We start from the raw sequence: 23,772 nt of genomic DNA on the forward strand, positions 1-23,772 counted from the left end.
AATGCCTCCTATTTCGCGAAGCGCCGCATGAGCGCCATCACTTCGTCGATCACTTCGTCGTTGCCCGCGCGCACCTCTTCCACCACGCAGGTGCGCATATGCTCGGCCAGAAGCATCTCCGACACGCGCCGCACGGCCGATTCGGCCGCCGCCAGCTGGGTGAGCACATCCCCGCAGTAGCGGTTGTCCTGAACCATGGCCTTCACGCCGTTGAGCTGCCCTATGGCGCGATTCAGGCGCCGCTGCACGTCGGCCTGCAACGCCTCGGACCGCGGCGTGGCCTTATGGCGGCACCCGCATTCCCGCACCGGCTCGACCAGGGCAGCTTCGCCGAGGCCCTCGCCCTTCTCTTCCATTCCTGCTCCTTCGATTGCAGATTCCGTTTTCTGATTTATACCCCCTAGGGGTATTTTCTGTCAAGGGCTGCCTCCCTGGGTGGCAAGCATGCGCCCCGCATCTGAAGCGAGCGCCAACGAAAAAGGGCGCCCCTGCAGGAGCGCCCTCGCGAATTGAGTCAACTGACGGAACTCGGCCGCCCTACGGCCGCGTGCCCGTCACATCCTCCGCCTCCTCGGCCTCGGCGCGGGCCGTCTCGTGGATGACGAACTCGGCCACCCCGCCCTCGGCCTCGAGCACCTCGCGCACATCGTCTACCACGTCATCGTCTCCGCAGGCGAGCACCAGGTCATCGGCCACATCGGCCGCCTCTTCCCCGGCAGTCTGGCGCACCACGTCGTCAAGAGAGGCCGACACGTACGAGATACCCTGGCGCTCGGCGGCCTTGGCCTGCATGAACAGGAACACGAAGCCGATGACGCCGGCCAGAAGCGACGCCGACAGGATGCCGATCTTCGCATCGGCGATGAGCACGGCCTCGGGGAAGGCCAGGTTCGCCACGAAGATGGCCATGGTGAAGCCCACACCGCCCAGAATGCCGGCGCCCAGCATATGGATCCAGTTCACATGGTCGGGCAGATTCGCGATCTTGAACTTCACGGTCAGGAAACTGAACAGCAGGATGCCGATGGGCTTGCCGAGCAGAAGGCCGAAGAACACGCCGAAGAACACCGGGCTCGACACCATGGCCAGCACATCGCCGCCGAGGAAGCTCACATCGGCGTTGGTCAGCGCGAACAGGGGCAGCACGGCGAAATACACCCACGGGTACAGCATGTGCTCGAGGCGCGTGGCCGGGGGCACCACCTGCTTGGCGACGCTGGACAGGCGGCTCACGGTGAACATGTAGTCCTTCTGGAGCACCACCGGCTGGCTCTCCACAAAGCTGTCGCGGGCCTCGCGCACCCGGTCGCCCGACCAGGTCATGAACTTCTGCAGATCGACGCGAGATCCGGTGGGAATGGTGAAGGCCAGAAGCACGCCGGCGATAGTGGAGTGCACGCCGGACATGAACACAGCGAACCACAGCAGGCAACCGATGAGCAGATAGGGCGCCAGGGAGTATACATGGGCCCGGTTCAGCAGCACGAGGGCCACGAGCACCACCGCCGCCACGGCCAGCCACATCAGCGAGGGGCTCTGGCCGTAGAAGATGGCGATGACGAGAATGGCGATGATGTCGTCGGCCACGGCCAGGGTAGAGAGGAACACGCGCACGCCGTTGGGCACGCGGTTGCCGAGGAGTGCCATGATGCCCAGGGCAAAGGCGATGTCGGTGGCTGTGGGCACGCCCCAGCCGTGGGACGTCTCGGGGTTGGCGGCATTGAAGATGGAGTAGATGACGATGGGCGCCAGCACGCCGCCCATGGCCGCGATGATGGGCAGGGCCGCCTGGCGGATGTTCGTCAGCTCGCCGACGGTCATCTCGTACTTGATTTCCAATCCTACGAGCAGGAAGAACACCGCCATAAAGATATCGTTGATGATGTGGGCCAAAGACATCTCGCCGATAAAGCCGCCCACACCCACTACCACATGGGTGTGCCAGAACTCCTCGAAGGGCTCGAAGGCCGGGGAATTCGCGATGATGAGCGCTACGATAGCGGCGGCGAGCATGATGGCCGCGGCCTTGGTAGACGAGTTCGTAAACTGGATCACCTTGAGCCAGCGACGCTGATGGCCCTGGACCTCGTCGATGAAAATGTGGTGGGGATCGGGGTTCTTCGCAGTGGGTTCCATACTCACATCCTCAGGTTCTCGTTTTGGGCTGCCCGTGGGTCGGCCGCGCATATATCCGTTTATTGTATCGCTTTTCCCCGCGCCGACGACCAAAAGAACGACCCGTTGAGGGACCGTCACGGCAATCTCCATGCAAAACTAACGAGACAACGGCCGCATGAAAGTCTGCCGGCCGCAAGGTCAGACGCTGCCGTCTGATCGAGCTGCGGCCGCTGAGCTGCGGCAGCGCTCGGAGGCGCCCATCGGACGGGAAACGTTTTCCTGCAACCTCAAATTGCCCGCCGATTCCGACCCAAAGTGCGCTATGCTGTTTTCTCCGGTTGGCAGCCCTCCCGTCGCCGCGCTTTCGTCACGCAACTGGCGAGACCGACGCACCGAAGGCCTTCCAATCGAATCTGTAGGCCACGAATTAAAGAGGTGGAACCATGACGATCACCGTGTCCGGACGCAAAATGCCCGTCACCGACGCCCTTCGTCAATATGCCGAGGAAAAGGTCGGCAATGCCATTAAGGCCGTGGATGCCGACACCGTTTCCACGGAAGTTGTCCTGTACACCGAGAAGAATCCGGCGAACCCGCTGCCGGCCATCTGCGAGGTCACCGTTCGCATCAAGGGCCATATCGTGCGTGTGGAGGAAAGCGAAGAGGACATGTACGCCGCCATCGACGTGGCCGCCGCCAAGGTCGCCCGCCAGCTGCGCAAGTACAAGACCCGCGTACTGGACAAGAAGGTCCGCGCCACCGAGCGCATCGTCGATTTCGCCCACGAGGATGCCCATCCCGAGAGCGAGCTGGATCTCGATCGCCTCATGGACGAGCTGGCCGACGACGAGATCGTGCGCCGCAAGGAGACCGAGTTCACGCCTATGACCGAAGAAGAGGCGCTCATCCAGATCGATCTGCTGGGCCACGACTTTTTCGCGTACACTGATCGCGACACCAACCTGGTGCACATCCTGTACCGCCGCGAGGACGGCGGCTACGGTCTGCTCACGCAAAAGGAGGATTAGTTCATGGCCACTATCGACACCATCGCCGGCGTTCTCGAGAGCAATCTCGACATCGACCCCGCCACCGTCACCCCTGAGGCGACTTTCGAGTCCCTCGGCATCGACTCCCTGGACATGGTCGAGCTCATCTGCGACCTGGAGGAGGCCTGCGAGGTCGACTTCGGCGAGCCCGAGGGTCTCGTGACCGTGGGCGATCTGGTCGCCTACATCGACTCCCTGTAAGTCGCGCGGATAACTTCCGCAACCCCAGCCCCCGCCGCCCCTTCGGGCTGCGGGGGCTTTTGTTTTTGAGGCGACCCTACTTGTCGCTCAACGCCTTTGCAAGGTCGGCAATGGCGTACAAGGTGCCGAAGGCCACGGCGACGCCATCGAAGGCGGCGTCGGCGCGGGCGGCGGCGAGGGCCTCGGCCGGGGTGGCGTGCACGCACACGGGTACCGCTTCCACGCGGCCCTTTTCCGCGAGCACCTCGCGGATGCAAGTGGCCAGCTCCTCGGCAGGAAGGGCGCGGGGGTTGGCCGGCACGTACACGTGGAAGCTGGCGGCCCAGGGGGCAACGGCGCGCACCATGGCCTCGTACTCCTTGTCGGCGAGCACTCCCATGGCGAAGGCCACGGAACCTCGCCCTTCTTCGCCCAGCAGATCGGAAAGCGATGCGGCCAGGGCCTGCGCGCCTTGGGCGTTATGGCCGCCGTCGATGATGGTAAGCGGCGCGACGTCCACCACCTCGAAGCGACCGGCCCAGCGGGCCGCTTCGATGCCAGCCGTCTCGGCCTCGGCGGGAATATCCCACCCGCGTTCGCGCAGCACGCGCACCGCCTCCAGGGCGAGCGCCGCGTTGGAGGGCTGGTAGCTGCCGAGCAGGCGTGTCTCGAAAGCGCGGCCCCGATAGGCAAATCGCCGACAAAGCGGCACGGGCGAGGCGCCCCCGCCCCCTTCGCCCGAAGCATCGCCTAACGCGCCGTCTCCCCCTTCGCATGAAGCGGTTGCCGACACACCGTTGCCGTCGCGCTCACCGCCTTCCCCCATATCCCTCCAGGCCAACGGATCCACCGCAAGCTGCGAGAAATCGGGTACGGTAAGCGCGCAGCCTTGCTTGGCGGCGGCCGCCTCCACCACCGCCATAGCCTCGGGCTCCTGGGGCCAGCTGACCACCGGTGCCCCCGGCTTCACGATGCCGGCCTTTTCCGCGGCAATAGCCGCCAGAGTGCTCCCCAGAAGATCAGTGTGGTCGAGCCCGATACGGCAGATCACGCTCGCCTCCGGCGCGTCGATAACGTTCGTGGCATCCAGCCGACCGCCCAGGCCCACTTCCAGCACCACGATATCGCACTTGCAGGCACGGAAATGCTCCAAGGCCACCGCGGCCATCAACTCGAACTCGGTGGGATGGTCGCCGCAAACCGCCTCCATGGCCTCGGCGTGAGGGCGTACCGCCTCCACCGCACGCGCCAGCTCCCCTTGCGCGATATCGCACCCGTTCACGCGGATGCGCTCCTCGAAACGTAGGATGTAGGGGCTTGTGAACAAGCCTACACGCAAACCTGCCGCCTGCAGCATGCTTGCCAGATAGGCGCAGGTGGACCCTTTCCCGTTGGTGCCCGCTACGTGCACGAAGCGCAAATCGTCCTGAGGGCGCCCCATGCGGTCGAGCAGATCGACCATGCGATCGAGCCCGAGACGCGAAGTCTGCCAGCGCGGCGTGTTTATCCAGGCAACGGGATCAAAGGACATGAAAACCCTCCTTCGGCTGCGGGCGGCGCATCGGCGGCCCATAAATACGCGGCGAAAAGCTGCTCCACCCGCAAGGGAGCCACTCTCGCTCCCGAAGCGGCAGCCGCATCCGCAGCAAGCCGCAACGGCGCGGGACACAAATAGGTGACAGATGATCTCATCGAAATGCTCTCGGCGCGGCCCATTCTATACTAAGATGCAGAAAACGCCGGCGCAGAGAGGGGAAACAATGGCAACTGTCTACGAACTGGACCGTCCGCACCCCCTCGATGCGCCCAGCGTCAGCGATACGCCCAGACCGCCGCTGGTGAAGGTCATCACCTCCCACGAGTTCAGCCAGCTGCCCGACATCTCCCAGGAGGGCCGCAGCGGCCTAGCGGCACTCGAGCCGGCCGAGATGAACTTCGTGGAGCTGTACCCCTCCTTCCTCATCGGCTCGTTCGCCGTGCCCGACAAATCCGACCCCACGGGAGACCCCGACTGCCTGTCGTTCTACCTGGACGCCAGCTGCCTCATCTTCATCGACGACGGCAATGTAACGGCCGACCTGCTGAAGAAGGTAGCCACGAGCGGCATCCTCACCAAAGCCACCACCTCCCACTGCCTGTACGCCCTCATGAAGTCGCTCATCGCCGACGACTTCACCTGGTTCTCGGTTATGGAGGACTCCATGGAGGCGCTGGAGGAGGCTATGCTCGACCACAGCGAGGAGGTCACCTCTCAGACCATCATGGGCTATCGGCGGGCCGCCATGCGCATGGGTTCCTACTACCAGCAGATCGCGGTCATGGCCGATCTCATCGCCGACAACGAGAACAAGGTGATGAGCCGAGAGGAGGCCCGCGCCTTCGAGCACGTCGCCACCCACGCGAGCCACCTGGCCAATCGCGCCGAGACGTTGCGCGAGTACAGCCTGCAGCTACGCGAGCTGCACCAGACGCAGATCGACCTGAAACAGAACTCCACTATGCAAATTCTCACCATCGTGACGGTCATGTTCGCGCCGCTCACGCTGGTCACCGGCTGGTTCGGCATGAATCTCACCGTGCTGCCGGGACTCGACTGGCCCTATATGGCGGCCACCATCATCACGCTTGCCCTCATCATGATCGTGGCAATGGTGCTGTTCTTCAAGAAGAAGAACTGGCTGTAGCCGTCCGCTCGTCGGGAACGGACAGAAGCTCCCCCAAGGTGGCGAAGTCGTTTTCCAGAGCCTCGCGCTTCTTGCCATCGTAGAGGGCGGCGGCCGGATGGAAAATAGGGAACACCTTGAAGCGGCCGGCGCGCTGCAGCGTGCCGTGCAGGCGGGTGATGCCCACGTCGGTCTTCAGAATGAACTTCGTGGAAAAGTTGCCCAGTGTGACGATGAACTCCGGATTGATGGTGCGCGTCTGCTCGCGCAGAAACGGCGTGCAGGCCTGAATCTCCTCGGGACGCGGATCACGGTTGGAGGGCGGCCGGCACTTCAGCACATTGGCGACGAACACCTCCTCGCGCGTGAGGCCCGCGATGGCTAAAAGCTCGTTGAGGTACTTCCCCGCAGCGCCCACGAAGGGCTCGCCCTGGGCGTCCTCGTTCTTGCCCGGCGCCTCGCCGACGATGAGCACCCGCGCGTTGGGGTCGCCCACGCCGAACACCGTCTGGGTGCGGCCGTCGCACAGAGGGCAGCGCCGACAGGCCGCCACCTCGGCACGCAGCTCGTCGAGGGGAATGTGGGGCTTTGGCATGTTCATGCTCTTCTCCTAAAGATAAATTCGAGGCATGCGCGAGCATCCGAATCCGATGGCCACTTCATGCTGGATGGTGCCCAAGGTCTCGGCCATCTGGTCGATAGTGACAGACGCCTCGCCCTGCTCACCCACGACGACCACCTCGTCGCCGATCTGGGGCTCGAAGTTGTTGCGCTGGCGCAGGTTCACCTCGAACATGCACTGGTCCATGCAGATGTTGCCCACCTGATGGAAGCGGCGCCCCGCCAAAAGCACGTCGGTGCGCCCCGAAAGGCCGCGACGCAGACCGTCGGCGTAGCCGATGGGCAGGGTGCACACCTTCACCGCGCCGGGGCTGCGGTAGTGGAGCCCGTAGCTGACGCCCTCCCCCACCGGCACCGTCTTCACCTCGGTGATGCGCGCCTTCACGGTCATGGCGGGCTTGAGGTCGATAAGCGGGTAGGCCTCAGGGCACGGGTAGAAGCCGTACAGCGAGATGCCGAGCCGCACCATATCCAGCTGCACCTCCGGGTAGCGGATGGCTGCCGCCGAGTTCGCCGCATGTACGATGCCGGGGTTGATGCCCGCCGCGCGCAGCCCGTTCACGGCTTCGGCAAAGCGCTTCACCTGGCGCTCGAAGTCGATGGTGCCGGGGCAATCGGCCGTGGCGAAGTGGGTGAAGGTGCCCTCCAGATCGAGCGCCCGATGGAAGGAGATCTGCCGGGCGAACTCCACCACTTCGTCCCAGCGCACGCCGATGCGGTTCATGCCGGTGTTCACCTTCAGATGGAACGGAGCGCGCAGCCCCATGGCATCGGCCGCTTCGGCATAGCGGATGGCGAACTCGGCCGTGTACACGCTCGGCATGATCTTATAGGCCAGAAGCAGCGGAATGGCCGCAGCCGGCGGCTCGCCGAGCACGAGAACCGGTGCGTTCAGATAGGCCTCGCGCAGCGCAATGGCCTCGTCCACCGTGGCCACGCCCAGATACTCGGCTCCCGAGTTCAGCGCCGTCTTGGCCACCTGCACTGCACCGTGCCCGTAGGCGTCGGCCTTCACGACGGCCATAAGCCGCGTCCCGGGGCTCAGGCGGTGCTTCACCGTGGAGGCGTTGTGGCGAATGGCATTCAGGTCGATTTCCACCCACGACCAGCGCCGATCGGCCTCAGGAATGTGCGCAAGCTTCTCAGGGTCGAACCGCGGCGGCGCACCAGGCACCCCGCCCTCTTCCGTATAACGCAGGATGTCGGAAGCGGCCCCCACGCGCGGGGCGGAAGCTGCAAAGCCGGAGGAGCCCAGTGACGGCGCGGCGAAGCCCCAGCCCCCGGCCAAAGACTGCTCCTGCTTGCGCGTCGCGAAGGGAGTATCGTCGTAGCGCGAGCGGCGCATCGCATCGCCCGCCGAGACGAAATTCGGGTCGCGATGCGAGAAGCCCGTGAAGCCATTGGGGAGTTCTGCCATGAAACGCCACCTCGAAATCGCACTTGATACCTATAGTAACAGGCACCAGTATAGCGCTTATTGCCCCTTGCGGCGGCGGACGTGCGCCATCTTCCCGGCAGAGCGGCGAAACGAAGGCCGGGCTTTGCCCCGGCCTCGGATCTTACCCGAGCTCGCCTCTCGCTGCCGCAGCGGAGAGCTTCTCCGAGAGGCCCTTCTGCGTATCGTGACCGCCCCCGGCCATCATCTTCACAGCATGGGGCAGCGCGGCGACGATGCCCTCCCAGTTCTCGGTGGCCGCCTTAGTGGAGCCGGGCAGGTTGATGATGAGCGTGCGCCCACGCTGGGCGCAGATGGCACGGGAGAGCATGGCGAAGGGCGTGATAGCCAGGCTGTGCACGCGCATGGCCTCGGCGATGCCGGGCACCTCGCGATCGGCCACATCGCGCGTGGCCTCCGGCGTCACATCGCGCAGGGAAAGACCGCTGCCGCCGCAGGTGAGCACCACATCGGCATCGGTGTTGTCGCATGCATCCAGAAGCGCGCCGGCAATGAAGGGGCGCTCGTCCATTTCCACCACGCGGCGGATACATTCCCACCCCTGCTCGGCGATGAGCTCTTCCAGCTTCTGACCTGCCTCGTCGGTCTCCAACGTGCGAGTGTCGGAGCAGGTGATAATGGCGAATTTGATAGTCATGGAATTCCTTTCCGTCGGCATTCCCTCTTCAACGGAGCCGCAAAGACCCCCAAGAGAGCCGTGACGAACAACCTAAAGGCAGACTTCCTCGGGGACGTCCAGCAAGATGCAGTCTACCATGCTGCCGGCCGGCTGGGGCTCGGTGCCCTCGGGCATGATGGCCATGCAGTTGGTCTTCTGGATGGGCCCGAACAAGCCCGAGCTCTGATTCCGCGAGGGCGTCACTTCGAACGTGCCGTCGGTGGCGCGGGTGAGGGTACCGCGCAGGAAGATGCGCCGCGGGTCGCGGTTCTTCTCGTCGGCAGTCAGACGCGCCCGCACCGTGGGATGGTTCATGAACGTGTAGCCCTGCATGGTGCGCAGCGCCGGGCGGATGAGCATCTCGAAGCCCACGTAGGCCGCCGCCGGGTTGCCGGGCAGCCCGAACACCGGGGTGCCGTTCACTATGCCGAAGGTCTGGGCCTTGCCAGGTCGCATGTTTACCGTGGTCATCTTAAGCTCGCCCAGCTCGGCCACGACCGGCTTGATGAAGTCGAAATCGCCGTTGGCCGCGCCTCCCGTGGTCACCACGAAGTCGTAGTCGCGCGCCGCGGCTGCCACGGCATCGCGCAGGGCCTCGAAGGTGTCCTCCACAATGGGAAGGATGTGGGGCACCGCACCGGCGCGCTGGGCGCAGGCGGCCATGGCGAAGCTGTTGGAGTTGCGGATCTTTCCCGGCCCGGGCACCTCCGACGGCGGCACAAGCTCGCTGCCCGTGGCGATGACGGCCACCCGGGGCCGCCGACGCACCGGCACCTCCAGCACGCCGCAGCCCGCGAGAAAGCCCACCCCGGCGGCGCTGATGACCTCGCCGGCGCGCACGACCACCTCGCCGGCGCGGGCCTCTTCCCCGGCGGCGCGCACGTTGGCGCCCACCTTGGCAGGGGCGGTAAAGGACACGAGCGACCCGGTCTTGCCGTCGCCTTCCTCCACTCCCACGATCTCGTACTTCACCACGGCATCGGCATCGGCGGGCAGGCAGGCGCCGGTCATGATGCGCACGCACTCGCCCTCCCCGATGGAGCCCTCGAATACGTCACCCGCGCCGATCTCGCCGATAACGCGCAGGCACACGGGAGTCTCCTCGGCGGCCGATGCGATCTCGGCGGCCCGCAGGGCGAACCCATCCATGGCCGAATGGGCGAAGGGCGCGACGTTTATGTCGCTTGCCAAGTCGGCCGCGGCTACGCGCCCCACGGCGTCCAGCAACCCCACACGCTCCACCTCGGTGGGCTCCACCGCCCCGCACACGAGCGCGCGGGCCTCCTCCAGCGAGATCATCTCCCTCACGGCCGTTCCCCTTTCTCCTGGTCAAATGCTCCTGTCGGCCACATGTGCCCATGCGGCGCTTCGCCATGTCAATCTGTTCCGTCACATTATAACCGTCCGAGGATAAACCAGCACGGGAGAAACCGCGTTTCCCCTTGCCCCGCCATGCAATCGGCTGCTGTGGAGAACGGCGCACCGCTCCCCGGAAACGCGCCGGCCGCGCTACAATGCGAATACCGACAACCCGCTCCGAGAGAAGGCGCCTATGACGTTCGCACCCACTCCCTACACCCCGCCCGACTTCTCCGCGCCGCACTTGGCGGATGCCCCCGATATCACGCTCGCGCCGGCGCCGAAGGACTTCGTCGCGCCCGAGGGGTACCACGCTATGTCCATCTACCCGGAATACCTGAAGCTGGACGGCCAGTGGGTGCTCGCCCGCGATTCCCGCATGGACTGCGTGGCGGTGGTGGAAAACGGCGAAGTGCACGTGCGCGAGTTCCGCCATATCCGCGCCGGCGACCTTATCGCCTGTGGGCGCACCGAGAACGGCGAAGAGGGCATCCTCGTGTACACCGAGGGCTTTCGCAGCCTGGACGTGCCCGAGCCCGGCGCGCCCCACGCCGGCGGCCACGACAACTTCGCCTTCCGCCTCGGGCGCTCCCGCGAGACCGCCTTCTCCCGCGACTACGACGAGCTGTACGAGCTTCTGCGCCACGACCGCGAGCACGGCTCCATCGTGTGGGTCATGGGCCCGGCCTTCACCTTCAACGGCTTCTCGCGCAATGCCTTTGCGAAGATCATCGACGCGGGCTATGCCGATGCGGTGTTCGCCGGCAACGCCCTGGCCACCCACGATTTGGAAGGCGCCTACTTCCACACCTCCCTCGGTCAGGACATCGACACCCAGGAGAACCGTCCCAACGGGCACTACCACCACTTGGATACTATCAACCGCGTGCGCTATTGGGGAAGCATCGAGCGGTTCATTCAGGAAGAGGGCGTGCACGACGGCATCATGGACGCGCTTGTGCGCAACAACGTGCCCTACGTGCTCGCCGGCTCCATTCGCGACGACGGGCCCTTGCCCGGCGTGTACGGGAACGCTTACGAGGCCCAGGATGCCATGCGCGATCGCATCCGCGGCGCCACCACGGTCATCTGCATGGCCACCATGCTCCATACCATCGCCACGGGCAACATGACCCCGAGCTACCGCGTCATGGACGACGGCACCATCCGTCCGGTGTACTTCTACTGCGTGGACATCGCCGAGTTCGCCGTGAACAAGCTGGTGGACCGTGGCAGCCTCGCGAGCCGCGGCATCGTCACCAACGTGCAGGATTTCATCGCGAACATCGCCAAGGGTTTGGGGCTGTTGGGGTAGCAGGCAGGGTGCCGCGCCGTCGAACGTCGGGCGACGGCGCGCTGGACGGGTGCGGCGAAAGTCGACTCCGGCGTCGGGGCCGAAACTGGACGGTGTCGTCGGAGCCGGAACTGGAGCCGCCAGGCCATTGGGGCCGGCACAATGCCGCGAGCGGCCAAAGCACACGCATGTAGATCGTCGGCTAAACAGAACGGGCCGCCGAGTCTCCTCGACGGCCCTTCCCTTGCGTCGGATCTGCGCCGGCGCGTATGTTCGCTCGGACTAGCGCTTGATGTTGTAGAAGGCGCCCAAGCCCGCGTAGGCGGCCTGGCCCTCCAGCTGCTCCTCGATGCGGATGAGCTGGTTGTACTTCGCCACGCGATCGCTGCGGCACGGGGCGCCGGTCTTGATCTGGCCGCAGTTGGTGGCCACCGACAGATCGGCGATGGTCACGTCCTCGGTCTCGCCGGAGCGGTGGCTCATGACGCAGGCGTAACCATGGGTCTTCGCCAATTCGATGGCCTCCAAAGTCTCGGTGAGCGAGCCGATCTGGTTCACCTTGATGAGAATGGCGTTGGCGCACCCCAGTTCGATGCCCTTGGCAAGGCGCTTCGAATTGGTGACGAACAGATCGTCGCCCACCAGCTGCACGCGGTCGCCGATGCGCTCGGTGAGCTTCTTCCAGCCATCCCAATCTTCCTCGGCCATGCCGTCCTCGATGGAGACGATGGGGTACTTGTTCACCAGAGCCTCCCAGTAGTCCACCATCTCGTCGCTCGTGAGCTCGCGGCCCTCGCCGGCCAGCACGTATTTGCCGGTCTCGGCGTTATAGAACTCGGTGGAAGCCGGATCCATGGCGAACAGGATGTCGGTGCCGGGCTTATAGCCGGCGGCCTCGCAGGCCTGCACGATGTAGGCCAGGGGCTCCTCGTTGGTCTTCAGGTTGGGGGCGAAACCGCCCTCGTCGCCCACGCCGCCGCCGAGCCCGGCATCGTGGAGCACCTTCTTCAGGGTGTGGTAGATCTCGGCGCACCAGCGCAGGGCCTCGGCGAAGGTGGGGGCGCCCACGGGCATAATCATGAACTCCTGGAAGTCCACGTTGTTGTCGGCATGCACGCCGCCGTTCAGAATGTTCATCATAGGCGTGGGCAGAAGATGCGCGTTCGCGCCGCCCACGTACTTGTACAGCGGCAGTCCGGATGCCTCGGCGGCGGCATGGGCCACGGCCAGCGACGCACCCAGGATGGCGTTGGCGCCGAACGCGCCCTTGTTCTCAGTGCCGTCGGCCTCGATCATGGCGGCATCGATCATGCGCTGATCCTCGGCCTCCAAGCCGATGAGCGCATTGGCAATCTCCTCGTTCACGTGGGCCACGGCGTCCAGCGTGCCCTTGCCCAGGTAGCGCTTCTTGTCGCAATCGCGCAGCTCCACGGCCTCGAAGGCGCCCGTGGAGGCACCCGAGGGCACCGCCGCGCGGCCGAAGGAACCGTCCTCCAGCACGACTTCCACTTCGACGGTGGGGTTTCCGCGGGAATCCAGGACCTCGCGCCCGTACACATCGATGATGACGCTCATGTAGTGCCTCCTTGCAGGTAATGTCGACGCTGTTGTTCAGCATTTCCCATCATACCATGCAAACGCGCCCCACACGAAGCGAGTTCCGTGCAGGGCGCGAAACGAGGGCGCAGGCCGCAAAAGGGCCCCGAGAGCTGCACCGGCGGCGTGCAAGCCGTTGCCGGCAAGGTGCGATTCGCGGTTGCAGGCCGCAGCAGCGCGCGCTAGTGGATGCCGGGCCACACCGCCCCGGGATCGGGCGCGGGCGCATCGCGGTTCTCGTCGGTGGAGGGAATGACGCCGTATTCTTTCAGCAGCCCGTAGATATCGGTGTGCTCGATCTCCTTCAGGCCGCGCGAGAGCAGCAGCTTCTCCAACACGTTCATGTTCATGTCCGTGGCCGGTTTGCCGTCGCGCAGCAGCACCGTGGCGTTCAGCAGGCAGCGCAGATCGTAGGCACTCCCCCACACCTCGGGCACGCCGCGGTCGATGTCCAGCAGCGTGTACACCGCCTCCATGCCGGTGCGCATGGAGTACTCGGTGGTGAAGATGGTGTCGCGGGGCGTTTCAGCGAACTGGCCGACGAAGGCGAAGTTCACGGCGCCCTCCGGTACTACGAGCGGACGGTCGCCGTTGGCGCGGGGCATGAAGAAGGCCGTGATGTAGGGCATCATGCAGGGCACCGTGTTGGCGCTCTTCTCGGCCAGCTCCTCGATCTGCTCCTCGGGCACGCCCAGGTGGTACAGCCATTCCTGGCAGATCTCACGCCCGGTGCAGTCGCGCATGGGCTTCTTCACGTAGTTGCCGTCCACGGCGGTGAACAGGCCGTAGAGCCACACGCACACGGTTCCGGGTTTCTGATCGCGAAACTGGGGCTGGCGGTTGATGGTCCAGGACAGCAGCCAGTTGGAATCCCTCACCGACACGATACCGCCGGTCACCACGCCGCCGGAGAGCGGATCGCGCTTGCAGATGGCCTCGATGTAGGGCAAGATCTTCTCGTCCAGCGTGGTCACCGTGGCGCTTTCCCAGTTGCTCTTGGCCGGATCGCCGCAGAACTTCTCAGGCCGCCCGAAGGCCGGCGACTGGGCCGCTATCTTCTTCCACAGATCCCAGCCATCCCCCGGCGTGAGCTCGGGGGCATAGCGGGCCGGCGTGTTCTGGCTGCCGAAAGAGGAATGGGCCACCAGGCTGCCCGGCGTGATGAACACGAGGTCGTTCTCGGTCAGGGGGATGACCTGCTCGCGGATGCCCGCCGGATCGGGGGCCTCATCCCCCGGCAGCCCCTCTACGGCGCCGATGGCCTCAGGCTCGTCCTCCACCAGGAAGCGAATCTCGGTGGCCACCTTGCGGGCGTCGTCGCGAGCCTCATCGCAGGAGAAGCGCACGTCGGTCACGTGGGTATCGAAGCGGAAATCCACTCCGTGATCCTTCAGGTAGTTCACCATGGGCAGGATCATGGACTCGTACTGGTTGTAGCGGGTGAAGCGCAGCGCCGAGAAGTCGGGCAGGCCGCCCACATGGTGCACGAAGCGGGTGATATAGCGTTTCATCTCCAGGGCCGAGTGCCAGTTCTCGAAGGCGAACATGGTACGCCAGTACAGCCAGAAGTTCGAGTTCAGCACCTCGTCGGAGAAGTACTCGGTGATGACCTTGTCCTGGAGGTCCTCCTCGGGGGTGAAGAACAGGTTCATAATCTCCATGCAGGCTTTGTCCGACAAATCGAAGCGGTTGTCGGTATGGGCGTCCTGGCCGCGGTTCACCGTGGCGCGGCACAGGGAGTAGTTGGGATCGCGCTTGTTCAGCCAATAGTAGTAGTCGAGCACGCTTACGTTCGGATCCTCGATGGAGGGAATGTCGCGGAACAGGTCCCACATCACCTCGAAGTGGTTGTCCATCTCGCGGCCGCCGCGCATGGTGTAGCCGAGGCTCGGGTAGTCCCAGCCGTCGCAGCCGCCGCCAGCGCGAGGCCCTCGCTCCAAGATGTGGATGCGCTCGCCGGCCATCTGCCCGTCGCGCACGAGGAAGCACGCGGCCGCCAGCCCCGCCAAACCGCTGCCCACGATGTAGGCCGACTTGCCATCCACCCCCTCGGGCTTCAGGGGATGGGCGAAGGCCTCGTAGTTGCCGCTGGAATAGTACATGGCACGTCCTCTCTAACGCGGTTTTGCCGGTTACCCCATAGTGCCGTGCCCGGGCAACCCGCGCCCTCGGCGGCCCCCGCTCGTTGCCCCCGTGTTGAGAAGCGGTAACGGGAACGGGCCGCGGCCAAAGGCAGCTTCGTCCAACATCTCCTCACCCGCAACTCCGTCACGCCGACCCGCTTGCCCCCTCATTCCGCCGCCCCGCCCCAAGCTGCAACCGATCGACCGCGTTGGTCCCTGGCACCCCGCAGCTGACCCTCGTATAATGGCGAGCCATGGATACCACGCGACAGACCAAACGGAGCCTGCCGAGCTTCGTGTACAAACTCATGCTGCTGGCGGCCACCGTTATCTGGGGGTTTGCCTTCGTGGTGATGAAGGACGCCGTTGACGTGCTGCCGCCAGCGCAGCTCATCGGCGTGCGCTTCCTGCTCACAGGGCTGCTCATGGCCGCGGTGTTTCACCGTCACCTGCGCGGCAGCCTGAATGCCGGCTTCCTCGGCGCGGGGCTCGTGCTGGGCGCGGTCACCTTCCTGGCCTTCTGGGTGCAGACGGTGGGCCTCGCCGAGACAACCCCGGGCAAGAACGCCTTCCTCACGGCTACCTACTGCGCCATCGTGCCCTTCATGCTGTGGGGCCTTACGCGGAAGCGCCCCACGATGGCGAACGTGGGCGCAGCCGTGCTCTGCGTGGCGGGCATCGGGCTCGTATCCATGACTGCCGGAAGCTTCACCATCGGCTTCGGCGATCTCATGACGCTGTTGTGCGCGGTGTTCTTCGCAGCCCAGATCATCGCCATCGCGCGCTTTTCCCGCCGCTTCGACGTGCTGGGGCTTACCGCCTACCAGTTCCTCTTCGGGGGCGCCATGGGCCTCGTTCTCGGCGCCGCCATCGAGCCCGCACCGGCATGGGAGGCAGTGGCCGACCTTGACTTCTTGCTCAACTTGGCCTATCTGGTAGTGTTCGCATCGGGGATATGCTACGTACTGCAGAACGTGGGCCTCGCCCATGTTCCCGAGGCCCAGGGGTCGCTCATCCTGTCACTGGAGTCGGTATTCGGCGTCGTTGCAAGCGTCTTGATCTGCGGCGAGCTCGTAACCGGGCGCATGGTGCTCGGCTTCGCGCTCATCTTCGCCGCCATCCTCATCAGCGAGCTGGCGCCGGCACGCAAGACGTCAGAACAGAAGGGCTGCGCCCAGGCAGAGCCCGCAGCCGACGACGAGGACTACGCCGTCGCCTAGGGAGAAACGCCGTCCGTCTAAGCTGGTGGGCTGGCTGCTTGCCCCGTAGCACCGCGCGTCCATGGCCGCGGCCAGGAGGTCGGCCCGCCGGAACAGACCCACGAACAGCGGGGCCATAAGGCCCGCATTCGCCCGCACACGCGCCGTCACGCCGCCTGACCCCAGCGATGCCCCGCGGGAGGCCTGGGCGGCCCGAATACTCGCCAGCTCTTCAGCGGTCACGGGAATGAAGCGCAGGGCAATGGAGAGCGCGCAGGTCGCATCGCGCACAGGCAGCCCCACACGGCCAAGCGGCGCCAGCAAGCGCCGCAGCGCCTCAGAGAGCTCGGTTGTCGTGGAGAGTTCCATGAGAGCGCCGCTCGCGTACACGAGCAGCATAACGCGTGCCGCCACGACTACGCCCGCTGCCCAGCCCGAGGCCGCAGCGTTGTAAAACAGCAGAAATGCCGCGATCACCCAGGCCGGCGCACCGGCGCGTAGCACCGAGGCGAACCTCACCCGTCCCACAGCCATCACAATCGACAGAAAAGCGACGGCGACGCCCAATCCGATAGGGCTTCCTATGAGAAACAACATCGCACTGTACGCCACAAGAAGCGCGATTTTCACGCGCCCGTCCAACCGGCGCACCGCCGGCGGAATGCGTCTGCTCTGTGCACCCAGCCCCGTCATGGCCCCAGTATGGCAGGGCTCCTGCGCGCCCGGCATCCTGCCCTCAGGCAGATCGGCCAGCAGCACCTATGTCAGGCAGTTTTGTGCAAGTGCGTAAAAAGGGAGCGCCTCCCGATCAAGAGACGCTCCCCATACGTCGGTGAACCTATCCCGCGGGGCTCCTGTTAAGGAAGGGCCCGAAGGCTTACCGGCTGCAAGCGACCAGGCGGTGAGTTAGCGAATCGCCTGTCGCATCAGACTGTCCACGCGACAGCGCAGCTCTTACAGGGCCTCGCCGATGCCCGCCGTACCGATCTTGGCCTGGTCGAACTCGAGGGCCGTCTCGGCAGCCTCGGCCGCAGCCTGCTCGTTGCCGAGGGCATCCTCGAACTCCGCCGACGAGGTGGCCTCGGCGACCACCTCCTCCTCGATGCGTTCGAGATCGGCTACGGCATCCTGGGTCTTTGCAGCCTCGGAATCGACGAACTCCTTCATGAGGGTATCCTTGTCAGCCACGATCCGGCTCCTTTCAATCTGAGAAGATCTTCGTGAACAGATGGTGTAAGAGCAAGATCTCGTGCCCTTGCAAACCGTATTCTACGAACTTGGCGGCGGGCAAAAAGGTGACTGCGCCGATAGTAATTGAGAGGTTGTACGGGTGTTGCTCGGCTGAAATAAAAGAAGACGACCGCCCATAAGCGGTCGTCTTCCCTATAGAACGATGTCTCCGACGCTCGGCTCATGCGGCTGTCCGGCGCCGGACGCATCCGAACGATCTGACAAGCAGCCTACTTGACGTCGGCCTGCTCCTCCTCGATCTTCTCGGCGTCGACGGTCTCGGCCTCCTTGGCGGCCTCGGCCTCAGCCTTCTCGGCCTCCTCGCGAGCCTCCTCGACAGCCTCGGACTTCTCAGCGGCGTCCACGGCCTCGACCTGCTCGATGGTGCCGTCGTTCTCGAAGCCCAAGTCCTCGGCGAGCTCCTCGGACTTCTCCTCCTTCTTGGCGACCTTCTTGGGGGCAGCCTTCTTCGGAGCAGCCTTCTTGGCGGCGGCAGCCTGACGCTCGGCCTTGGGCACGCAGGGCTCGGTCACAAGCTCCATGATGACCATGGGGGCGTTGTCGCCCTTGCGGGGCCCGAGCTTCATGATGCGGGTGTAACCGCCGGGACGATCCTGGAACATGCCCTGGGCGACCTTCTCGAAGATCTCGCGAACCAGTTCCTTGTCGTTCAGGTAGGCGATGGCCAGACGGCGGGAATGCAGGTCGCCGCGCTTGGCCCAGGTGATAACCTTGTCAACGTCGGGGCGGATCTCCTTGGCGCGAGCCTCCACCGTCTTGATGCGGTCGTTCAGGAACAGAGCAGAAACCAGGCTGCGCTTCATGGCCTTGGTATGGCTCCAGTCGGTGCCGAGCTTCCGCCCCTTCTTGTTGTGTCTCATATCTCGTGTCTCCTAAAGCTTCAAATTGAGGTCCATGGAAATGAGCTTGTCCTTCACTTCCTCAATGGACTTCGCACCAAAGTTTCGAATGTTCAGCAGGTCGTTCTCGGAGAACTCGACGAGCTGGCGCACGGAGTGGATGCCCGCACGCTTCAGGCAGTTGTAGGAGCGGACGGACAGATCCAAGTCCTCGATCTGCTTGTCCAGCTCGGCATTGGACTCCTGACCCTCCGGCGCGAAGATGGACGGGGCCTCGCCCTCTTCCTCCTCGCCCGTGGCGGCCAGGGCCAAAAACGCGCCCATGTACTGGTTGATGATGTTGGCCGCACGGCACACCGCCTCGGTAGGGTCGATGGAGCCGTCGGTCTCAACTTCCAAAACCAGCTTGTCGTAGTCGGTGCGCTGGCCCACGCGGGTGTCGGTCACGTTCATCGTGCAGCGACGAACCGGCGAGAACAGCGAGTCCACGTGGATGATGCCGATGGGATCCTCCGTGCGCTTGTTGCGCTCGGCGGACACGTAACCGCGGCCCACGCCAATGCGGATGGTCATGTCCAGCTGACCGCCGTCGGCCACCGTCGCGATGACATGATCGGGGTTCACCAGGTTGAACTGGCCCGGAACCTCGAGATCGGCACCGGTCACCGTGCAGGGGCCCTCGGCGAACACATGCGCGGTCGCCTCGTCGGCCTCGTCGGACACCTGGGAGAACACCAGGCCCTTCACGTTCAGCACGATGTCGGTGATGTCCTCGATAACGCCCTCGGCCGTGGTGAACTCATGCTGCACGCCCTCGATCTGGATAGCGGTGGCCTTCGCCCCGTCCAGCGAGGAGAGCAGCACACGACGCATGGAGTTGCCCAGGGTGTTGCCGTAGCCGCGCTCGAGCGGCTCGACGATGTAACGGGCAACGGTGTCGTTGACTTCCTCCGTAGTTACTGTAGGCCTCATGAACTCTGTCATGTGTGAGTAGCCTCCTTAAAAGCCGCGATTATTTCGAGTACAGTTCGACGATGAGCTGCTCGTTGATGTCCAGATCGATCTGGTCACGCGTCGGGAGGGACAGCACGCTGCCCTGCAGCTTCTCGATGTCAATCTCGAGCCAGGCGGGCACCTGCACGCGCTCGTTGGAGACAAGCGCGCTCTTCACGACGAGGAGCTCCTTGGCCTTGGGGGCCACACTCACGAGCTCACCGGGGCGCACGCGGAAAGACGGGATGTCCACGCGGCGGCCGTTCACGCAGATGTGCCCATGGGACACCATCTGGCGGGCCTCCTTGCGGGTGCGGGCGAAGCCCAGGCGGAAGACCACGTTGTCCAGGCGCGTTTCCAGGATGGTCATCAGGTTCTCACCGGTCTGACCCTGCATGGACTTGGCGCGCTTGAAGTACCCACGGAACTGCTTCTCGAGCACGCCGTAGATGAACTTGGCCTTCTGCTTCTCGCGCAGCTGCATAGCGTACTCGCTCTCCTTGCGGCGACGCTTGGGCTGGCGGATGGATTCCTTCTTGCTGGAGTAACCGAGCACCACAGGATCGATGCCCAGCTGACGGCAGCGCTTGAGAACCGGAGTTCTGTTGATTGCCATAATGTACGATCCTTTCAGTTACACGCGGCGACGCTTCTTGGGGCGGCAGCCGTTGTGCGGAATGGGGGTGCAGTCCTGGATGGAGGCCACTTCGAGACCGGCAGCCTGGAGGGAGCGGATGGCGGTCTCGCGACCGGAACCCGGGCCCTTCACATAGACGGCGACCTTCTTCAGGCCGTGCTCCATGGCCGTCTTCGCGGCGGCCTCGGCGGCCATCTGCGCGGCGAACGGCGTGGACTTACGGGAGCCCTTGAAGCCCACGGTGCCCGCGGACTGCCAGGAGATCACGTTGCCCTGAGGATCGGTGATGGAGACGATGGTGTTGTTGAACGTAGACTTGATGTGAGCGGCGCCCACGGCAATGTTCTTACGCTCGGAGCGCTTGATGCGCGTACGTACTTGCTTCTTAGCCACGGTTTGCTTACCTCACTACTTCTTCTTGCCGCCGATTTGCTTGCGCGGACCCTTGCGGGTACGAGCGTTCGTGTGCGTGCGCTGACCGCGAACGGGCAGGCCGCGACGATGACGCAGGCCGCGATAGCAACCGATCTCCATGAGGCGCTTCACGTTCTGCGAAACCTCGCGGTGCAGGTCGCCCTCCACCTTGAGATTCTGCTGGATGTAGTCGCGCAGCTTCGCGAGATCCTCTTCAGAGAGGTCCTTCACGCGAACGTCGGGATCAACGCCGGTATCGGCGATGATCTTCTTGGCCGTGGTCTGGCCAATGCCGTAAATGTAGGTCAAGGCGATCTCAATGCGCTTATTGCGGGGAAGATCGACACCAACGAGACGTGCCATGTTGTTCCTGGTTCCTTTCTTCCTAGCCCTGACGCTGCTTATGGCGGGGATTCTCGCAGATGACGAGGATCTTGCCATGGCGTCGGATGATCTTGCACTTGTCGCACATCTTCTTGACCGAGGGACGTACCTTCATGTCGTTTCCTTTCGGTATGCGGATCGTTCTATACGTGCACGCCCAGCCGCTGGCGATTGTTTTCTCAGCTGTAACCCCCACGCGAAGGATCCGGGTCTTCGCGGGAGCGTGCGCCCGATCGGGCCGTTCGGGGAACTACTTGAAGCGATAGGTGATGCGGCCGCGGTTGAGGTCGTAGACCGACAGCTCCACCGTAACTCGGTCGCCGGGCAAGATCTTGATGTAGTGCATGCGCATCTTGCCGGAAATGTGGGCGAGAATGGTATGACCGTTCTCGAGTTCCACCTTGAACATCGCGTTGGGCAGGGCTTCGAGCACCGTGCCCTCGAGTTCGATTACATCTTCCTTAGCCAAAAGTCGCTCCTTCAAGCGGTCTGATAAAGCAGCAACGCAAGATGGTATCAAAGATGCAAGACAAATTGAAGAGAAATTTTGCACAAGGGCGTAAAAAACCAAAAAGCGGGTTTGGCTTTGAAATGACCTGCTTGTCAGGCCTGCGGTCGAGCCGCGCAGCTCTCGGAGATCAACCGGAGCCGCCAGGTATTTGCGCTGCCTCAGAGCGCCACCGCCTTGTCGGCGAATGGGATGATAGCACAGGCCGCTACGGGATGCAAGGGAGGCGGAGCCTGCAGCCTCCCTTGCGCGACATTATCCATTATCGCTCAGCCGCAAACTTCAAGAAGATGCGCTCCGGACTGTTCGCGATAAGCATGGCAAACTCATTCCCCTCGATAGGATCGCGATGCTGGCGATCATAGGTTTCAAGATAGGCTGGAGACCCCGATAAAAAGAAAGGGACATCCATTTCGTACGTTGACCCCGGCTTGAGCGCAAACGCAGTATCGCCAGCCAGCTCGGGATAGGCGAGACCCAGGAGCTCCTCATCAAGTTGATAGTCTTTGCTCTTATCCGCGCCCACAATCGTATAGCGAGAAAGAGATACGCCCACTTCCGACGTTCCATCTTCTGCTGACGCGGTGCCCTCGTTGGCGATGACGAGCGTCACGACAAGCACGTCCGCCCCCGACGATTCCGTCATCTCCTCCCCCTTGATATCGGAAGACGATACCCCAGCTCCAATTAAATATTCCCTCGCCGTCATAATCCGAGCCTTTTCAACGGCAAGCTTGTATCCAGGTGCGAGGTCGTAAGTCGAATCGAAGTAATTGACTCCCAAGTCCGCCCGCTCTCCCATTTCAAGCACTTTCGACGGCGCTTCAGGAACAAGGGCGTTCACATGATACACCGCGACAGCCCACAGCATAAGCAATGCAGTCAGAACTATTCCGCATATACCTAGCGCAACACGGCTCCGAACACTCATGAGAGACCTCTCCCCGCAAATATCTCATGACCGTCGATGTGCCCTTCAGCCAGGTAATACACCTCATCAGATAGCGATTCCATCAGCTCTCGGTCATGACATGCCCACAATACAGCAGCCCCTCGCTCACGCTCTTTCAATATGAGCCGTCGCAGCATGCGCACTCCATCCCTATCCAAAGCATTACTCGGCTCGTCCAAAAGCAATACAGACGGCGACTCCAGAACAGCCGCAGCAAGGCCGAGCCGCTGCTTCATCCCCAGAGAGTATTTTCTAAAAGGACGCTTATCGTCCTTCCGCAATCCAACCTCTTCCAGAACCTTATCAATAGCCTCCCCACCCACCTTATCGCGAATAGAAGCGAGGAGGCACAAGTTCATGCGACCCGTATAGGCGCTCAGGAACTGCGGGGATTCGATAAGAATCCCCATGCTCTCGGGAAACGCTCGATCGATGCCGATAGTCGCACCATCCACGACAACCGATCCCTTGTCGGGGGTGATAAGACCCGCGATGAGACGCATGAGCATGGTCTTACCCGACCCGTTAGGTCCGGCAATTGCGGCGATAGCACCATTCGAAACGCTGAGCGACACATCGTCGAGAATCGTCACCCCTCGAATGTGTTTCGTCACATGCTTTACTTCTATACTCATAGTGAATCCTCGCTTCCAAAACAACGCCTTCGATTGAATGCAATACCGCCAACAAGCATCGACGCAATTGCTACGACCCCGCATACCGCTATGGCCTCGGCAAGCAACCAGCCGTCCGCAACAAACGCACCACAGCGTGCCGCCATAGAAAAGGCGCAAAACCCGATCGGCCCCACACCGAAAGCAGACGCGACCAGCAAACCGGCAGAGGCACCGACCCCCGATATCGTACCGAAAAGGAAGGACAGGCAAAGCTGAAACAATCCGAGGGATATGGCGACTACCACAACCGCACCCATGAAGGAGAGGGCATCATAGGGCGCTCCCCTCAGTTCCTGCCAGGGAAAATCAATAAGGTAGAGCATATCGGGCGAAACCGACCACGATGGCCCCGAGCCAGCAATCAGCGAAAACAGCAGGGCAACCAGCAGCGCCGTTGCGCAAAACAGCAGCACTGATCCTGCCACCCAAACGCATTTCGCCCACCACCAAGTCCAACGGCTACCGCAAGCAATGAGGACCTGCTGCCCGAAACCGCGCAAGCTTTCCCGAGGGTATCGTGCAAGTCCGACCACCAGCAGCAGGAAGAACACGAACCACCCGATGGGAGGCGCGAAGGCGCGATCATCACCGCCCGTGAAAGGCACGCAACCCGCGAAGTAGCCGAGCAGATAATCGCCGAGCGTAAAGGCGACATCAAAGGTCATGCCGTCATCTGCACCGGCAAGCGCCATTCCGACCTCGAGACGCAGGGCAACGAGCATGAGGACGCAGCAAAAGGCGCATGCCGTGAGCCATATTCCCGTAGAGCGCAGCGTCGCAAGAACGTCCATGACAAGGCAT

Annotated in this window: 26 protein-coding genes; 5 read left to right on the forward strand and 21 right to left on the reverse strand. The window is 63.5% G+C overall.

The genetic code is table 11. The features are described from left to right. Positions 1-8: 8 nt before the first annotated feature. Together C811_RS09185 and nhaA are read right to left on the reverse strand one after the other, a co-directional pair. The gene (locus C811_RS09185) at positions 9-356 is read right to left on the reverse strand and encodes a metal-sensing transcriptional repressor (protein WP_016309284.1); all 348 of its coding nucleotides are present in this window, start codon (positions 354-356) and stop codon (positions 9-11) included. A 181-nt stretch (positions 357-537) separates the two neighbouring features. Next, entirely contained in the window at positions 538-2,136 is a 1,599-nt protein-coding gene (gene nhaA, locus C811_RS09190) for a Na+/H+ antiporter NhaA (protein ID WP_016309285.1), read from the reverse strand. A gap of 425 nt (positions 2,137-2,561) precedes the next feature. On the opposite strand from nhaA, the gene hpf reads away from it, so the two are divergent. Both hpf and C811_RS09200 read left to right on the forward strand, forming a co-directional pair. Then, positions 2,562-3,146 carry a ribosome hibernation-promoting factor, HPF/YfiA family gene (gene hpf / locus C811_RS09195; protein ID WP_016309286.1) on the forward strand — a complete coding sequence of 195 codons (585 nt, stop codon included), beginning with the start codon at positions 2,562-2,564 and terminating at the stop codon, positions 3,144-3,146. A gap of 3 nt (positions 3,147-3,149) precedes the next feature. Then, positions 3,150-3,368, forward strand: a complete 219-nt coding sequence (locus C811_RS09200; RefSeq protein ID WP_016309287.1) for an acyl carrier protein — start codon at positions 3,150-3,152, stop codon at positions 3,366-3,368. 76 nt (positions 3,369-3,444) lie between these two features. Here C811_RS09200 and C811_RS15765 read toward each other — a convergent pair whose 3' ends face one another. Beyond that, positions 3,445-4,878 carry a bifunctional folylpolyglutamate synthase/dihydrofolate synthase gene (locus C811_RS15765; protein ID WP_016309288.1) on the reverse strand — a complete coding sequence of 478 codons (1,434 nt, stop codon included), beginning with the start codon at positions 4,876-4,878 and terminating at the stop codon, positions 3,445-3,447. Positions 4,879-5,107: 229 nt separating this feature from the next. Between C811_RS15765 and C811_RS09210 the strand changes: the two genes are divergently transcribed. After that, the gene (locus C811_RS09210; RefSeq protein ID WP_016309289.1) at positions 5,108-6,031 is read left to right on the forward strand and encodes a magnesium transporter CorA family protein; all 924 of its coding nucleotides are present in this window, start codon (positions 5,108-5,110) and stop codon (positions 6,029-6,031) included. On the opposite strand, the gene C811_RS09215 is transcribed toward C811_RS09210, so the two are convergent. The 4 genes from C811_RS09215 to C811_RS09230 form a co-directional block, all read right to left on the reverse strand. Further along, entirely contained in the window at positions 6,009-6,605 is a 597-nt protein-coding gene (locus C811_RS09215; RefSeq protein ID WP_035009408.1) for a uracil-DNA glycosylase, read from the reverse strand. The genes C811_RS09210 and C811_RS09215 overlap by 23 nt on opposite strands. A gap of 15 nt (positions 6,606-6,620) precedes the next feature. Further along, entirely contained in the window at positions 6,621-8,048 is a 1,428-nt protein-coding gene (gene alr, locus C811_RS09220; protein WP_016309291.1) for an alanine racemase, read from the reverse strand. Between the two features lie 142 nt (positions 8,049-8,190). Beyond that, positions 8,191-8,724 (reverse strand): MogA/MoaB family molybdenum cofactor biosynthesis protein, encoded by a 534-nt coding sequence (locus C811_RS09225; RefSeq protein ID WP_016309292.1) that lies wholly within the window; start codon positions 8,722-8,724, stop codon positions 8,191-8,193. Between the two features lie 72 nt (positions 8,725-8,796). Continuing rightward, on the reverse strand, positions 8,797-10,053 hold the full coding sequence (locus C811_RS09230) for a molybdopterin molybdotransferase MoeA (protein ID WP_016309293.1): 1,257 nt from the start codon (positions 10,051-10,053) through the stop codon (positions 8,797-8,799). Positions 10,054-10,297: 244 nt separating this feature from the next. On the opposite strand from C811_RS09230, the gene C811_RS09235 reads away from it, so the two are divergent. Next, positions 10,298-11,419: a putative NPN-dependent ornithine cyclodeaminase gene (locus C811_RS09235; protein WP_016309294.1), complete on the forward strand. Its 1,122-nt coding sequence runs from the start codon at positions 10,298-10,300 to the stop codon at positions 11,417-11,419. Between the two features lie 261 nt (positions 11,420-11,680). Here C811_RS09235 and eno read toward each other — a convergent pair whose 3' ends face one another. Next, positions 11,681-12,973 carry a phosphopyruvate hydratase gene (eno, locus tag C811_RS09240; RefSeq protein ID WP_016309295.1) on the reverse strand — a complete coding sequence of 431 codons (1,293 nt, stop codon included), beginning with the start codon at positions 12,971-12,973 and terminating at the stop codon, positions 11,681-11,683. Positions 12,974-13,176: 203 nt separating this feature from the next. Next, a complete protein-coding gene (locus C811_RS09245) occupies positions 13,177-15,096 on the reverse strand; it encodes an oleate hydratase (protein ID WP_016309296.1) in 1,920 nt (639 codons plus the stop codon). Positions 15,097-15,371: 275 nt separating this feature from the next. Between C811_RS09245 and C811_RS09250 the strand changes: the two genes are divergently transcribed. Continuing rightward, complete coding sequence (locus tag C811_RS09250; protein ID WP_016309297.1) at positions 15,372-16,337, forward strand: DMT family transporter; 966 nt, start codon at positions 15,372-15,374, stop codon at positions 16,335-16,337. Here the strand turns inward: C811_RS09250 and C811_RS09255 are convergent. The 12 genes from C811_RS09255 to C811_RS09310 all read right to left on the reverse strand — a co-directional run bounded on the left by C811_RS09255 (position 16,272) and on the right by C811_RS09310 (position 23,762). Then, positions 16,272-17,045 carry an energy-coupling factor transporter transmembrane component T family protein gene (locus tag C811_RS09255; RefSeq protein WP_016309298.1) on the reverse strand — a complete coding sequence of 258 codons (774 nt, stop codon included), beginning with the start codon at positions 17,043-17,045 and terminating at the stop codon, positions 16,272-16,274. The genes C811_RS09250 and C811_RS09255 overlap by 66 nt on opposite strands. 225 nt (positions 17,046-17,270) lie before the next feature. Continuing rightward, positions 17,271-17,504 (reverse strand): hypothetical protein, encoded by a 234-nt coding sequence (locus C811_RS09260; protein ID WP_016309299.1) that lies wholly within the window; start codon positions 17,502-17,504, stop codon positions 17,271-17,273. Positions 17,505-17,776: 272 nt separating this feature from the next. Further along, positions 17,777-18,427, reverse strand: a complete 651-nt coding sequence (gene rplQ / locus C811_RS17220; protein ID WP_016309300.1) for a 50S ribosomal protein L17 — start codon at positions 18,425-18,427, stop codon at positions 17,777-17,779. 12 nt (positions 18,428-18,439) lie between these two features. Continuing rightward, entirely contained in the window at positions 18,440-19,390 is a 951-nt protein-coding gene (locus tag C811_RS09270) for a DNA-directed RNA polymerase subunit alpha (protein ID WP_016309301.1), read from the reverse strand. A gap of 28 nt (positions 19,391-19,418) precedes the next feature. Continuing rightward, entirely contained in the window at positions 19,419-20,015 is a 597-nt protein-coding gene (rpsD, locus tag C811_RS09275) for a 30S ribosomal protein S4 (protein WP_016309302.1), read from the reverse strand. A gap of 18 nt (positions 20,016-20,033) precedes the next feature. Continuing rightward, positions 20,034-20,429 carry a 30S ribosomal protein S11 gene (gene rpsK / locus C811_RS09280; protein ID WP_016309303.1) on the reverse strand — a complete coding sequence of 132 codons (396 nt, stop codon included), beginning with the start codon at positions 20,427-20,429 and terminating at the stop codon, positions 20,034-20,036. Positions 20,430-20,444: 15 nt separating this feature from the next. Then, complete coding sequence (gene rpsM, locus C811_RS09285; RefSeq protein WP_016309304.1) at positions 20,445-20,813, reverse strand: 30S ribosomal protein S13; 369 nt, start codon at positions 20,811-20,813, stop codon at positions 20,445-20,447. Between the two features lie 22 nt (positions 20,814-20,835). Then, complete coding sequence (gene rpmJ / locus C811_RS09290) at positions 20,836-20,949, reverse strand: 50S ribosomal protein L36 (RefSeq protein ID WP_016309305.1); 114 nt, start codon at positions 20,947-20,949, stop codon at positions 20,836-20,838. Positions 20,950-21,084: 135 nt separating this feature from the next. Further along, positions 21,085-21,303, reverse strand: a complete 219-nt coding sequence (infA, locus tag C811_RS09295; protein ID WP_016309306.1) for a translation initiation factor IF-1 — start codon at positions 21,301-21,303, stop codon at positions 21,085-21,087. Positions 21,304-21,604: 301 nt separating this feature from the next. After that, complete coding sequence (locus tag C811_RS09300) at positions 21,605-22,186, reverse strand: DUF5028 domain-containing protein (RefSeq protein WP_168770131.1); 582 nt, start codon at positions 22,184-22,186, stop codon at positions 21,605-21,607. Between the two features lie 83 nt (positions 22,187-22,269). Then, a complete protein-coding gene (locus tag C811_RS09305) occupies positions 22,270-22,929 on the reverse strand; it encodes an ABC transporter ATP-binding protein (RefSeq protein ID WP_016309308.1) in 660 nt (219 codons plus the stop codon). Then, positions 22,926-23,762, reverse strand: coding sequence for a hypothetical protein (locus tag C811_RS09310; protein ID WP_156997065.1), 837 nt, complete (start codon positions 23,760-23,762; stop codon positions 22,926-22,928). The genes C811_RS09305 and C811_RS09310 overlap by 4 nt, the downstream gene beginning before the upstream one ends. Between the last annotated feature and the right edge of the window lie 10 nt (positions 23,763-23,772).

It is taken from the genome of Adlercreutzia caecimuris B7, from assembly GCF_000403355.2.
Taxonomy (GTDB): domain Bacteria; phylum Actinomycetota; class Coriobacteriia; order Coriobacteriales; family Eggerthellaceae; genus Adlercreutzia; species Adlercreutzia caecimuris.